Source organism: Pseudoduganella sp. jia 12, assembly GCF_055502675.1.
In genome coordinates, this window is sequence record NZ_JBUXKP010000002.1 from 55,872 (window position 1) to 68,421 (window position 12,550).

A 12,550-nucleotide genomic window follows, 5' to 3' on the forward strand; every position below is an offset into this window, starting at 1 on the left:
CACCAGCCGGGATCTACATTGAACAACATCGGTATCGCGATCGCCGCCCCGGGCGGCTATGCCCTCGACGAAGCCGCGCTCGCGCGCGGCATCGCCCGCCTCGAACAGCAAGGCTGCACCGTCCACGATTATTACCGCCCGGCCGACAAGTTCCAGCGCTTCGGCGGCACCGATGCCGGCCGGCTGGCGCAACTGGAAGCGGCGGCACGCGACCCGGACGTACAGGTCGTCATCGCCTTGCGCGGTGCGTATGGCATATCGCGCATCCTGCCGCGCATCGACTTCGCGCTGATGGCCGACAGCGGCAAGCTGTTTACCGGTTACAGCGATTTCACGGCCTTCCACATGGGCATGTACGCGGCAACGGGGCGCAAGAGCTTTGCAGGCCCGATGATCTGCGACGATTTCATCCGGGACGAACCGGTGGCATACACGCTCGACCAGTTCTGGGACTGCCTGCGCGGCCCGGAGCACACGGTGCGCGGCACCGGTGCCGGCAATCCGGCCGTCGATGTCGAAGGGCGCCTGTGGGGCGGCAACCTGGCCATGCTGAACCACCTCGTCGGCACACCGTACTTCGCGCGCATCCCCAACGGCATCCTGTTCATCGAGGACATCAACGAGCACCCCTATCGCGTCGAGCGGATGGTGCTGCAATTGCTGTATGCGGGAGCGCTGGAAGGCCAGCGCGCGCTGGTGCTGGGCGACTTTTCCGGCTACCGGCTGGCCCCGTTCGACAATGGCTACGATTTCGACGCGATGCTGGCCTACCTGCGCGAAACGCTGCCGATCCCCGTGCTCACCGGCTTGCCGTTCGGGCACGTGAAACACCGCTGCACGCTGCCGTTCGGCGGCCTCGCACGCCTGCAGTCGGATGCCGAAGGCTTCGATCTGACCGTCACCGACTATCCGACGCTGGCCCGGCCGCAACCGTGACGGCCGCCATTGCCTGCCCCGTGCCAGGGAGGCAATGGAAATGATAAAATGCGCGGTTCATTGAAATACATCAACGCAAGGGCTCATCAGTGCTATCCACCGCAAACATCACCATGCAATTCGGCGCCAAGCCGCTGTTCGAGAATATCTCCGTCAAGTTCGGCGACGGCAACCGCTACGGCCTGATCGGCGCCAACGGCTGCGGCAAGTCCACCTTCATGAAGATCCTCGGCGGCGACCTGGAGCCGTCGGCCGGCAACGTCATGCTCGACGTGAACGAGCGCCTGGGCAAGCTGCGCCAGGACCAGTTCGCGTATGAGGAAATGCGCGTGCTCGACGTGGTCATGATGGGCCACACCGAGATGTGGGCAGCGATGCAGGAACGCGACGCGATCTACGCGAACCCGGAAGCCACCGACGACGACTACATGAAAGCCGCCGACCTGGAAGGCAAGGTTTCCGAATACGACGGCTACACGGCCGAGGCGCGCGCCGGCGAACTGCTGCTGGGCGCCGGTGTCGGGATCGAACTGCACCAGGGGCCGATGAGCGCCGTGGCGCCGGGCTGGAAACTGCGCGTGCTGCTGGCGCAGGCGCTGTTCTCGAATCCGGACATCCTGCTGCTCGACGAACCGACCAACAACCTGGACATCAATACGATCCGCTGGCTCGAGGATGTGCTGAACCAGCGCAACTCGACGATGATCATCATCTCCCACGATCGCCACTTCCTGAACCAGGTGTGCACGCACGTGGCCGACATGGATTACGGCACGCTGAAGATCTACCCGGGCAACTACGACGAGTACATGCTCGCTTCCACGCAGGCGCGCAACCAGCAGCTGGCCAACAACGCCAAGGCGAAAGAAAAGGTCGCGGAACTGCAGGACTTCGTGCGCCGCTTCTCGGCCAACAAGTCCAAGGCACGCCAGGCAACCTCGCGCGCCAAGATGATCGACAAGATCAAGGTCGAGGATATCAAGCCGTCCTCGCGCGCCTACCCGTTCGTGCGCTTCGAAGGCGAGAAGAAGCTGCACCGCCTGGCGGTGGAAGTCGACAGCATCTCGAAAACCTACGACAAGACGCTGTTCAATAACTTCAGCATCCTGGTCGAGGCGGGCGAACGCATCGCGATCATCGGCGCCAACGGCGCGGGCAAGACCACCATGCTGCGCTGCATCGCCGGCGAGCTGGCCGGCCTGCAGCCCGATACCGGTTTCGTGAAGTGGGCGGAGAACGCCAACGTCGGCTACATGCCGCAGGATCCGACCGAGGATTTCGCCACGGACGCGAACCTGACCGACTGGATGGGACGCTGGACGAAAGAGGGCGACGACGACCAGGCCGTGCGCTCGATCCTCGGCCGCCTGCTGTTCGGCGGCGACGAAGTGAAAAAATCCGTGCGCGTGCTGTCCGGTGGCGAGAAGGGTCGCATGATGTACGGCAAGCTGATGCTGGGCCGCCACAACGTGCTGCTGCTCGACGAACCGACGAACCACATGGACATGGAATCGATCGAATCGCTGAACATCGCGCTGGACAAATACGCCGGCACGCTGGTCTTCGTGTCGCACGACCGCGAGTTCGTGTCATCGCTGGCCAACCGCATCATCGAGATCAAGGAAAACGAAGTGGTCGACTTCCGCGGCAACTACGAAGAGTACCTGACCAGCCAGGGCATCAACTAAGCGGACCTCGATAAAGCGATTGCGCGACGCCAGCCGCCGGTCTGCGGTACGCCGCAGCGGCGGACCGACCGTACGTAAAGTACGGCTGCGTTCCTCAACCAGGCCTGGCGTCGCTCATTACGCTTTGGCGAGGTCCCGAACAGTTGCGAGAATAATCTGCTAGAGACGAAAGCGATGAACAGCGTAGCCATACCAATAAAGACCGTCGAATACGAAAAGCCGCTGCTGGAGGAGAACGAGCAGGGCGGCAGCTGCGTGGCCCACGCCTGGGCCCGCACGCCGGCCCCGGTGCCGGCCGATGAAAAGATCCTGCTGAAGGAGCGCATCCGCACTTTGCTGCGCGAACGCAATGCCGTGCTGGTTGCCCACTACTACGTGGATGGCGACCTGCAGGACCTGGCCGAGGAAACCGGTGGCTGCGTGTCCGATTCGCTCGAGATGGCGCGCTTCGGGCGCGACCATCCGGCCAAGACGCTCGTCGTGGCGGGCGTGAAGTTCATGGGCGAGACGGCGAAGATCCTGTCGCCGGAAAAAACCATCCTGATGCCCGACCTGGACGCGACCTGTTCGCTGGACCTGGGCTGCGATCCGGATGAATTCGCGTCGTTCTGCGACCAGCATCCGGACCGCACCGTCGTCGTCTACGCCAACACCAGCGCCGCCGTGAAGGCGCGCGCCGACTGGATGGTCACGTCGTCGATCGGCCTCGATATCGTCCAGCACCTGCACGACGAAGGCAAGAAGATCCTGTGGGCGCCGGACAAGCACCTGGGGTCTTACATCCAGAAGCAGACCGGCGCGGACATGCTGCTGTGGCAGGGCTCCTGCCTGGTGCACGACGAATTCAAGGGCGTCGAACTCGACCTGCTGAAAGCCGAGCACCCGGATGCGAAAGTGCTGGTGCACCCGGAGTCGCCCGCCAACGTCGTCGACCATGCCGACGTGATCGGCTCCACGTCGCAGCTGATCGCCGCCGCCGTCAGCCTGCCGGCGAAGAAATTCATCGTCGCCACCGACAACGGCATCCTGCACAAGATGCGCCTTGCCGCGCCGGACAAGACATTCATCGAAGCGCCGACCGCCGGCAACAGCGCCACGTGCAAGAGCTGCGCGCACTGCCCCTGGATGGCGATGAACGGCTTGCGCAACCTGGCCGACGTGCTGGAAAACCTCTCCAACGAGATCCACGTCGATCCGGCCGTGGGCGAACAGGCCAAGGTGTCGATCAACCGGATGCTGGACTTCGCCGCCGCGAAGAAGGCCAGGGTAGCGCCGGGCGCCGACCTGGCAAAGGAAGCACAACTGTTCTCTGGAATCGGACCCGCATGAGTACCTTGTTGAATAAGTTCGCGCCGTTCGATCCGGCCCTGAAACAGGCCTTCGAAGCCAACCTGCTGTCCGCGCTGCTGGAAGACGTGGGCACGGGCGACCTGACCGGCAACCTCGTGCCCGAGGCCAGCCGCTCGGCTGCGCGCGTCATCGTGCGCGAAGACGCGGTACTGTGCGGCGCGCCGTGGTTCGAGGGCATCATGCATGCCATGGATGCGGCGATCGGCATCGAATGGCATTACGCCGAAGGCGACATCATGAAAGCCGATACGCCCGTGTGCACGCTGGTCGGGCCGTCGCGGGCGATCCTGACCGCCGAGCGTTCGGCGCTCAATTTCCTGCAACTGCTGTCCGGCGTGGCGACGGCCACGCGCCGCTATGTCGAGGCGATCGCCGGCACCCATGCCGCCATCCTCGACACGCGCAAGACGCTGCCCGGCCTGCGCCTGGCGCAGAAGTACGCGGTGCGCGTGGGTGGTGGCCAGAACCAGCGGCTGGCGCTGTACGACGGCATCCTGATCAAGGAAAACCATATCGCGGCGGCCGGCGGCATCACGTCCGCGCTGGTGATGGCCAAGCGGGTCGGCGGCAACGTCTCCGTCCAGGTCGAAGTGGAAAACCTCGTCGAACTGGAAGAAGCGCTGACGGCCGGCGCCACGTCGATCCTGCTGGATAACTTCGACCTGGCCTCGATGCGCGAAGCGGTGCAGGTCAACCGCGGGCGCGCACTGCTGGAAGCTTCGGGCGGCGTCAATTTCGACACCGTGCGGGCCATCGCAGAAACCGGGGTGCACCGCATTTCGATCGGCGCGCTGACGAAGGACATCAAGGCCACCGATTATTCGCTGCGCATCGTCGACGGCGCGCTGGGCGCATCGTCACCCCAGACGCAAACGCATCGCCTGCTCGGCTAGGCCGCCGCGGCGCCCGCTCCTGTCCTCCATCGGGACAGGAGCGCCCACTGCCTCGAATCCCATCCGCTTGTAGAGCCGCACGGCCGGCGTATCGCCCACGGTCACGTCCAGTTCCACCGCCTGCGCACCTTGCCCGCGTGCCCAGCCGATCGCCTCCGACAACAGCGCATGCGCGATGCCGCGGCCGCGGTGCTCCGGCGCCACCCACACCTGGTACAGCGTGACGATACCGTCTTCGTGCCGCGCCCAGGCCAGGCCCGCCGGCTCGTCGCCGGCAACGGCCAGCAGCGGCAGGTGCTGCGCCGACGCCAGCGTTTCCGCCAGCAGCGCCTCCCAGGTCTCGTCGGGACGCGCCTGCGCATCGGCCAGCGTTACCGCGAACGCCTCGGGAGAATCGGCCAGCGCTCGCAGTCGCAGGGCGCGCCAGGCGGGCCATCCGGCGAGCGCGAACGGGCGGATCGTCAGGCCAGGTCCACGCATCGGAATATTGTCGAGTTCGTTGTTCATCAGACATTTTAAGGGCGATAGGGAAAAAGTTGCCAAAATTCGGGGACTGTCCCCGCTGTTGTAATACAACCAGTTCGATCGTGCCGACACGAGAAATTTTCGTGAAAAATCAGTCGCCTGGATTTGTTGCTCAAAAACGGGGACAGTCCCCGCCCTTGTCCAGCGTTGTTTTGCGACCAGCCCGGCCGTAAAAAAGGCCACCCGAAGGTGGCCCAAACTGCACGGCGCCGTAGCGCCGTCCCACGAAATCAGTCGGCAGCGTAGATGTCGCGATCCTTGGTTTCCCGCACGAACAGGGCGCCGATCACGAACGTGACGAGCGCCACCACGATCGGGTACCACAGGCCGTAGTAGATATCGCCCTTGAACGCGACCAGCGCGAACACGGTGGTCGGCAACAGGCCGCCGAACCAGCCATTGCCGATGTGATAGGGCAGCGACATCGACGTGTAGCGGATCTTGGTCGGGAACATCTCGACCAGCATCGCGGCGATCGGTCCGTACACCATCGTCACGTACAGCACCAGGATGAACAGGAACAGCACCATCATCGGCTTGTTGATCTGATCCGGGTCTGCCTTGGCCGGATAGCCGGCGTCCCGGATGGCCGCAGTGACCTGGGCCTTGAACGCCGTTTCCTGCGCCTTGCTGGCCGCATCGAAGTTCAGGTTATCGGCCGTCATGGCGGCGTTGAACGATGTCAGCTGCTTGTCGCCCACCTTGATCGACGCGACCGTGCCGGCCGGCGCATCCTGGCGCGTGTAGTTCACGGACGAAGCCGAGAGGATGCCGGTCGCGATGTCGCACGACGAGGGGAATTTCGAGGTGCCCGTCGGGTTGAACAGGAAGTGGCAGGATGCCGGATCGGCCACCACCACCACCGGCGAGTTGGTCTGGGCGGCTTCGAGTTGCGGGTTGCCGTAGTGCGTCAGCGCCTTGAAGATCGGGAAGTACGTCAGCGCGGCGATCAGGCAGCCGCCCAGGATGATCCACTTGCGGCCGATCCGGTCCGACAGCACGCCGAAGATCACGAAGAACGGCGTGGCCAGCAGCAGCGCCACCGCGATCAGGATGTTCGCGGTGGCCGATTCGATCATCAGGATCTTCTCCATGAAGAACAGGGCATAGAACTGGCCCGTGTACCACACCACGGCCTGGCCCATCGTCAGCCCGATCAGCGCCAGGATCACGATCTTCAGGTTTTTCCATTCGCCGAAGGCTTCGGACAGCGGCGCCTTCGACGTCTTGCCTTCGGCCTTCATCTTGGCGAACGCCGGCGATTCCTGCATCGTCATGCGGATCCACACCGAGATACCGAGCAGCAGAACGGAAACAAGGAACGGGATGCGCCAGCCCCAGGCCTGGAATTCCTCCTCGCCGACGGCGGTCCGGGTGGCCAGGATGACGAGCAGCGACAGGAACAGGCCCATCGTGGCCGTGGTCTGGATCCACGATGTGAACAGGCCGCGCTTGCCTTCGGGCGCATGCTCGGCCACGTAGGTGGCAGCACCCCCGTATTCGCCGCCCAGCGCCAGGCCCTGCAGGATGCGCAAGGTCACGAGAATGATCGGCGCGGCGATGCCGATCGATGCATGGCCGGGCAGCAGGCCGACGATGAACGTGGACAGGCCCATCAGCAGGATCGTGATCAGGAACGTGTACTTCCGGCCGATCATGTCGCCCAGGCGGCCAAACACCACGGCGCCGAACGGGCGCACGATGAAGCCGGCGGCGAATGCCAGCAGCGCGAAGATGAAGGTAGTGGTCGGATCGCCGATGAAGAACTGCTTGGCGATGATCGATGCAAGCGAACCGTACAGGTAAAAATCGTACCACTCGAACACGGTGCCGAGCGACGATGCAAAGATGACCTTCTTTTCCTCCTTTGTCATTGGCGTCGACTTGCCCTTGCCCCCAAGGTTCCGCGGATCCGCGGTGCCAGATGTGCTAGCCATGATAGTAGTCTCCAGTTTATCGGTTGTGCCGTCCGGTGATTCCGGTTTTATGATGTTGGCGTAGTAGGGAATTCGGGAAGCCTCGCTTCACGCCTGCGTAGCGGAGGCGGCCTGCCAGCCGCCTCTCCTCCCCAGGCCAGTGTGGGCGCCGAAACTTACGCGATTCTTTCTTGAAACTTACACGAAACTGACAGATACCGGCTTGCCCGGGACAGCCGCCGGCGCTGTGGTATCCTCCCGCGCTCGTACGCTTATGCAAACAACAAGGATGCAGAATGATCAAGCACATCGTGATGTGGAAGCTGAAGGATGAAGCGGAAGGCGCCGACCGTGCCACCAATGCCCGCAAGGTGAAGGAATTGCTCGATGCGTGCATCGGCCTGGTGCCGGGCATGGGCACGTTCGAAGTGGTGCTGGCCCAGCCGGGCCTGGAAGCCACGTATGACGTAGTGCTGTACTCCGAATTCGCCGACAAGGCGGCGCTCGACGCCTATCTCGACCATCCGCAGCACGTGGCGCTCAAGCCGTTCATCGCAGCGGTGCGCGAAGGCCGCCAGTGCATGGACTACGAGGTATGACATGACGGCCGTGCGCGAGCTCTTCAGCCTGGCGGGAAAGACCGCCCTGGTGACGGGCGGCTCGCGCGGGCTGGGGCTGCAAATGGCGCTGGCGCTCGGCGAACAGGGGGCCGCGGTTGTCCTCAGCGCGCGCAAGCAGGCGGGCATCGACGAGGCGCTGGCTGCGCTCGCGGCACAGGGCGTCGCCGCCCAGGGCGTGGTGGCCGACCTCGCCGATCCGGCCGCCGCCGATGCGCTGGCCATGGCAGCGATCGACAGGCTCGGCCACATCGACATCCTGGTCAACAATGCCGGTGCCGGCTGGGCCGCGCCGGCCGAGGACACGCCGCCCGAGGCATGGGACAAGGTGATGGACCTGAACGTGCGCGGCGTCTTCCTGCTCACGCAGGCGGTCGGACGCCGTTCGATGATCCCGCGCCGTGCCGGCAGCATCATCAACATCGCGTCGATCGCCGGGCTGTCCGGCAACCCGCCGGGCACGATGAAGACATTGGCCTACAACACGTCGAAAGGCGCGATCGTGAATTTCACGCGCACGCTGGCCGGCGAATGGGGCGCCTACGGCATCAACGTGAACGCGATCGCGCCGGGATTCTTCCCGTCGAAGATGACGCATGGCCTGCTGCGGGAAATGGGTGAACGCCTGGCTGCCGACGCGCCGCTGGGCCGCCTGGGCGGCGACGACGACCTGAAAGGCGCCGTCGTGCTGTTCGCCTCGCGTGCCGGGCGGCATATCACTGGCCAGATCCTCGCCATCGATGGCGGTGTCTCGGCCGTCTGAAAGGATTGATTGAAATGAACACATACCAGAGAATCGTGCTGGCGGAACGCCCGCAAGCAGAAGTGAACCCCGGGCATTTCCGCCTGGAGACGGTAGCGGTACCTGAACTGGCCGACGGCCAGCTGCTGATCCGCAACCACTACCTGTCGCTGGATCCCTATATGCGCGGGCGCATGAACGATGCCCGCAGCTACGCGGCGCCCCAGGCGCTGGACGAAACCATGATCGGCGGCACCGTCGGCGAAGTGGTCTCGTCGCGGCACCCGTCGTTCGCCCCCGGGGAATTCGTGGCCGCGATGGGCGGCTGGGCCGAGATGGCCGTCTCGGACGGCACCGGCCTGCGCAAGCTCGATACGTCCAGCGTGCCGCTGTCCGCCCACCTCGGCGTGGTCGGCATGCCCGGCATGACGGCGTGGTATGGCCTGAACCGCATCCTCGAACTGCAACCCGGCCAGACGGTGTGCGTGTCCGCGGCCAGCGGCGCCGTCGGCAGTGCCGTCGGCCAGCTGGCGAAGTTGCGTGGCTGCCGCGCCATCGGCATCGCCGGCGGCCAGGAAAAATGCGACTACGTCGTGCGCGAACTCGGCTTCGATGCGTGCGTCGACTACAAGGCCGGCAACCTGCGCGCCGACCTGAAAGCCGCCGCGCCGGACGGTATCGACGGCATTTTCGAGAACGTGGGCGGCGAAGTCTTCGACGCCGCACTGGCGCGCACCAACCCGTTTGCCCGCGTGGCCCTGTGCGGCATGATCGCCGGCTACGACGGCGCGGACATCCCGCTACGTAACGTGCGGCTGCTGCTGGCGAACCGCATCATGCTGCGCGGCTTCATCGTCACCGAGCACCTGGACTGCTGGCCGGAAGGCCTGGCCGAGCTGGGTGCACTGGTGGCGGCGGGGCGGCTCAAGTACCGCGAGACGGTGTCGCAGGGCCTGTCGTCCGCGCCCGAGGCGTTCATGGGCCTGCTGAAAGGCCGCAACTTCGGCAAGCAACTGGTAAAACTGGTCTAGGTGTCCACATGGCCTCCGGCAAGAGCGAGGAACAAATGACTTCCGTTGAAATCCGTTATGGCGACTGGGCCACGCTCAGCGCCGACGCGCAGGAGATCCGCATCGCGGTCTTCGTGCAGGAACAGAACGTGCCACCCGAAATCGAGATGGACGAGAAGGATGCCGTCTGCCTGCACGCTGTCGCCTACGACGCAGCCGGCATGCCGGTCGGCACCGCGCGCCTGCTGCCCGACGGCCACATCGGCCGAATGGCCGTCGTAAAAAGCGCACGCGGCACCGGCATCGGCAGCGCGCTGCTGCGCGGGATGATGGCGCATGCCCGCGAGCGGGGGCACCCGGACGTGGTGCTGTCGGCCCAGACGCATGCGGCGGCGTTCTACCTTGCCCATGGTTTCGTGCAGGTGGGCGAGGAGTTCCACGAAGCGGGCATCGCGCACGTCGAGATGCGCCACGTCTTCTGACAACCGCCAGTCCGGCGCATCCGCCTTTTCATCACACCAGCTTCGCCACATCCAGGATCGCCTGGGCAAACTCCCGTGGCGCTTCCTGCGGCAGGTTGTGTCCGATCCCGCCGGCCAGGTGCCGGTGCTCGTACTTGCTCCGGAACTTTTTCGCATAGGCCTTCGGGTCGGGATGCGGCGCGCCATTGGCGTCGCCCTCCATCGTGATGGCGGGTACCGTCACGTCGGGGAACGCGGCCAGCTGTCGTTCCAGGCTGTCGTAACGGTCTTCGCCGGGCGCCAGGCCGAGACGCCAGCGGTAGTTGCTGATCGAGATGGCGACATGGTCCGGGTTGTCGAGCGAGCGTGCCGAGCGCTCGAACGTCGCGTCGTCGAACTTCCATTGCGGCGACGCCAGTTCCCAGATCAGCCGCGCGAAGGCATGGGTGTTTTCCCGGTAACCGAGTTCGCCGCGCGGCGTGGCGAAGTAATACTGGTACCACCACTGCAATTCCGCCTTGGGTGGCAGCGGCTTGCGGTTGCCTTCCTGGCTGCCGATCAGGTAGCCGCTCACCGAGACCAGGCCGTTGAACCGGCGCGGCCACAGCGCCGCCAGCGTTGTCGCGATGCGGGCACCCCAGTCGAAGCCGGCCACGATGGCCTTGTCGATCTTCAATGCATCGATGAACGCCACCGCATCCGCGGTAAAGCTGGCCTGCTGGCCGTTGCGCGGCGTGTTCGCATCGAGGAAGCGCGTCGTGCCATACCCGCGCAGGTGCGGGATGATCACGCGGTATCCGGCGGCGGCGAGGATCGGCGCCACGTCGATGAAGGCGTGGATATCGTACGGCCAGCCGTGGAACAGCACGATCGGTTTCGCATCGGCGGGGCCGGTATCGACATAGCCCACGTCCAGCAGGCCGGCGCGGATTTGCCGGATGCCGGCGAAGGTGTTGCTGCCGGGTGGAATGCCGCCCGCGATGGGCGGCGCGCTGGCCGGGGAGGCCATCGCGCTGCCGGCAAGGCCCAGCTGCGCCGCGGCGATGCCAAGTGCCGCGGTGTTCAGGAAGTGCCTGCGGCGCGGGTTGAATGCTTCGTTCACGACTGCTTCGTTCATGCTGATCTCCTTGTTTTTACAGTGACATGCCGCCATCGATCGTCAGGCTCGCGCCCGTCATGTAGCCGGATTCTTCCCCGGCCAGCCACGCGGCCAGGCTGGCAACCTCGCCAGGCTGGCCGACACGCTTCAGTGGAATCTTGTCTTTCAATACACCGATCATGTCCGCGGTCAGGTCTGTCTCGATCGGGCCCGGCTGGATGTTGTTGATCGTGATGCCGCGCGAGGCCAGATCCACCGCCAGGCCCCTGACCATCACGGCGACGGCCCCCTTGGTCATCGCGTACACGCTGGAACCAGGGTGGCTGCTGCGCACGGCCGTATTGCTGCCGATCGTGATGATCCGGCCACCCGCCTTCATGTGGGGCAGCGCCGCCTGGACGGCGAGGAATACGCCGCGCACGTTTACGTCGAGCATGCGATCGAGATCTTCGATCGAAAATCCGGCGACATCGGCGATATGCAGGATGCCGGCGTTGACGACGACGATATCGATCCCGCCGAAGCGCGCGGCCGTTTGCTCGACGGCAGCCCGGACGGCCGGCGCGCTGGCGCTGTTCGCCTGGATGGCCAGTGCCTGCGCGCCGGCCTGCTCGATGGTGCCGGCGACTTGCGACGCCTTCGAGGCCGCCGATGCATAGGTCAGCGCGACGTTGGCGCCGTCGCTCGCGAGGCGCGTGGCGATAGCGGCGCCGATGCCGCGGGAGCCGCCGAAGACAAGGGCGGTCTTTCCTTGCGTGGGACTGGAATTCATCATGATCCTTTCGTGGTGGAAGACGTTGTTGATGCGACGGTTCCATTACACCGCCGCAACGTATCCCCCGCATGTCGCGGCCGAGGCCGAACGCAATCCCATGTGTACGCCGCCGGGGCGGATACACGGGGATACATGTCCGGTGCATGGGCAACTTCGGCCGGCCAACCATCCGTGCGCTGACCGTGGCGCCACGCTGCGAAGATGATCGACTGCCAAAAGAGATGGAGGTAAGGGACGATGGATGAGCTACGGGAACGGGTGCTTGCCGAGCTGCGGCGCTATGCCGCGAACCGGCTGAAGGATGTGGCGCGGGGCGCCGAGACGCGCGAACTGGCGGGCCTGCTCGTGGAGAAATATGGCTACGGGCTGGCCAAAGCGCTGGCCATCGCTTGCGAGCTGGCGGGCACGCCGGCACCGGATCTGGCCCGCGACATCGAAAGTGTCGTGCTCGAGGTGGACCCGGAGGCGGTGGAGCACCGCAGCGAGCGCTGGGACGCCGCGCCGGCCGGGCTGTCGTTGCCGCGGCGTGGGTAGCGGT

13 protein-coding genes are annotated in these 12,550 nt (G+C 65.0%); 9 read left to right on the top strand and 4 right to left on the bottom strand.

The window, feature by feature from the left end; translation table 11 throughout:
• Positions 1 to 18 precede the first annotated feature (18 nt).
• The 4 genes from ldcA to nadC all read left to right on the top strand — a co-directional run bounded on the left by ldcA (position 19) and on the right by nadC (position 4,867).
• On the top strand, positions 19 to 936 hold the full coding sequence (ldcA, locus tag ACY65G_RS03410; protein ID WP_464995955.1) for a muramoyltetrapeptide carboxypeptidase: 918 nt from the start codon (positions 19 to 21) through the stop codon (positions 934 to 936).
• Positions 937 to 1,025: 89 nt separating this feature from the next.
• Positions 1,026 to 2,624: an ABC-F family ATPase gene (locus tag ACY65G_RS03415; protein WP_464995956.1), complete on the top strand. Its 1,599-nt coding sequence runs from the start codon at positions 1,026 to 1,028 to the stop codon at positions 2,622 to 2,624.
• A 174-nt stretch (positions 2,625 to 2,798) separates the two neighbouring features.
• Positions 2,799 to 3,953: a quinolinate synthase NadA gene (nadA, locus tag ACY65G_RS03420; protein WP_464995957.1), complete on the top strand. Its 1,155-nt coding sequence runs from the start codon at positions 2,799 to 2,801 to the stop codon at positions 3,951 to 3,953.
• Entirely contained in the window at positions 3,950 to 4,867 is a 918-nt protein-coding gene (nadC, locus tag ACY65G_RS03425; protein ID WP_464995958.1) for a carboxylating nicotinate-nucleotide diphosphorylase, read from the top strand. The genes nadA and nadC overlap by 4 nt, the downstream gene beginning before the upstream one ends.
• Here nadC and ACY65G_RS03430 read toward each other — a convergent pair.
• Positions 4,832 to 5,374 carry an N-acetyltransferase family protein gene (locus tag ACY65G_RS03430; RefSeq protein ID WP_464995959.1) on the bottom strand — a complete coding sequence of 181 codons (543 nt, stop codon included), beginning with the start codon at positions 5,372 to 5,374 and terminating at the stop codon, positions 4,832 to 4,834. The genes nadC and ACY65G_RS03430 overlap by 36 nt on opposite strands.
• 248 nt (positions 5,375 to 5,622) lie before the next feature.
• A complete protein-coding gene (locus ACY65G_RS03435) occupies positions 5,623 to 7,329 on the bottom strand; it encodes an MFS transporter (RefSeq protein ID WP_464995960.1) in 1,707 nt (568 codons plus the stop codon).
• Positions 7,330 to 7,604: 275 nt separating this feature from the next.
• Between ACY65G_RS03435 and ACY65G_RS03440 the strand changes: the two genes are divergently transcribed.
• Genes ACY65G_RS03440 through ACY65G_RS03455 form a run of 4 tightly spaced genes read left to right on the top strand, consistent with a single transcriptional unit; the run spans position 7,605 to position 10,159 of the window.
• The gene (locus ACY65G_RS03440) at positions 7,605 to 7,907 is read left to right on the top strand and encodes a Dabb family protein (RefSeq protein WP_130189565.1); all 303 of its coding nucleotides are present in this window, start codon (positions 7,605 to 7,607) and stop codon (positions 7,905 to 7,907) included.
• A 1-nt stretch (position 7,908) separates the two neighbouring features.
• Positions 7,909 to 8,688 (top strand): SDR family oxidoreductase, encoded by a 780-nt coding sequence (locus ACY65G_RS03445; protein WP_464995961.1) that lies wholly within the window; start codon positions 7,909 to 7,911, stop codon positions 8,686 to 8,688.
• Positions 8,689 to 8,702: 14 nt separating this feature from the next.
• A complete protein-coding gene (locus ACY65G_RS03450; RefSeq protein WP_464995962.1) occupies positions 8,703 to 9,698 on the top strand; it encodes an NADP-dependent oxidoreductase in 996 nt (331 codons plus the stop codon).
• 35 nt (positions 9,699 to 9,733) lie between these two features.
• Positions 9,734 to 10,159 (top strand): GNAT family N-acetyltransferase, encoded by a 426-nt coding sequence (locus ACY65G_RS03455; protein WP_464995963.1) that lies wholly within the window; start codon positions 9,734 to 9,736, stop codon positions 10,157 to 10,159.
• A 31-nt stretch (positions 10,160 to 10,190) separates the two neighbouring features.
• Here ACY65G_RS03455 and ACY65G_RS03460 read toward each other — a convergent pair whose 3' ends face one another.
• Together ACY65G_RS03460 and ACY65G_RS03465 are read right to left on the bottom strand one after the other, a co-directional pair.
• Complete coding sequence (locus ACY65G_RS03460) at positions 10,191 to 11,240, bottom strand: alpha/beta fold hydrolase (RefSeq protein ID WP_464996460.1); 1,050 nt, start codon at positions 11,238 to 11,240, stop codon at positions 10,191 to 10,193.
• A 31-nt stretch (positions 11,241 to 11,271) separates the two neighbouring features.
• Positions 11,272 to 12,012 carry a 3-oxoacyl-ACP reductase family protein gene (locus ACY65G_RS03465; protein WP_464995964.1) on the bottom strand — a complete coding sequence of 247 codons (741 nt, stop codon included), beginning with the start codon at positions 12,010 to 12,012 and terminating at the stop codon, positions 11,272 to 11,274.
• 237 nt (positions 12,013 to 12,249) lie between these two features.
• On the opposite strand from ACY65G_RS03465, the gene ACY65G_RS03470 reads away from it, so the two are divergent.
• Positions 12,250 to 12,546, top strand: a complete 297-nt coding sequence (locus ACY65G_RS03470) for a hypothetical protein (RefSeq protein ID WP_464995965.1) — start codon at positions 12,250 to 12,252, stop codon at positions 12,544 to 12,546.
• The last annotated feature ends 4 nt before the right edge of the window (positions 12,547 to 12,550 follow it).

Coding starts and splice junctions, on each gene's coding strand:
- ACY65G_RS03470 (WP_464995965.1), top strand. CDS start 12,250: ATGGATGAGCTACGGGAACGGGTGCTTGCCGAGCTGCGGCGCTATGCC.
- nadA (WP_464995957.1), top strand. CDS start 2,799: ATGAACAGCGTAGCCATACCAATAAAGACCGTCGAATACGAAAAGCCG.
- ACY65G_RS03450 (WP_464995962.1), top strand. CDS start 8,703: ATGAACACATACCAGAGAATCGTGCTGGCGGAACGCCCGCAAGCAGAA.
- nadC (WP_464995958.1), top strand. CDS start 3,950: ATGAGTACCTTGTTGAATAAGTTCGCGCCGTTCGATCCGGCCCTGAAA.
- ACY65G_RS03455 (WP_464995963.1), top strand. CDS start 9,734: ATGACTTCCGTTGAAATCCGTTATGGCGACTGGGCCACGCTCAGCGCC.
- ACY65G_RS03430 (WP_464995959.1), bottom strand. CDS start 5,374: ATGAACAACGAACTCGACAATATTCCGATGCGTGGACCTGGCCTGACG.
- ACY65G_RS03435 (WP_464995960.1), bottom strand. CDS start 7,329: ATGGCTAGCACATCTGGCACCGCGGATCCGCGGAACCTTGGGGGCAAG.
- ACY65G_RS03440 (WP_130189565.1), top strand. CDS start 7,605: ATGATCAAGCACATCGTGATGTGGAAGCTGAAGGATGAAGCGGAAGGC.
- ACY65G_RS03445 (WP_464995961.1), top strand. CDS start 7,909: ATGACGGCCGTGCGCGAGCTCTTCAGCCTGGCGGGAAAGACCGCCCTG.
- ACY65G_RS03465 (WP_464995964.1), bottom strand. CDS start 12,012: ATGATGAATTCCAGTCCCACGCAAGGAAAGACCGCCCTTGTCTTCGGC.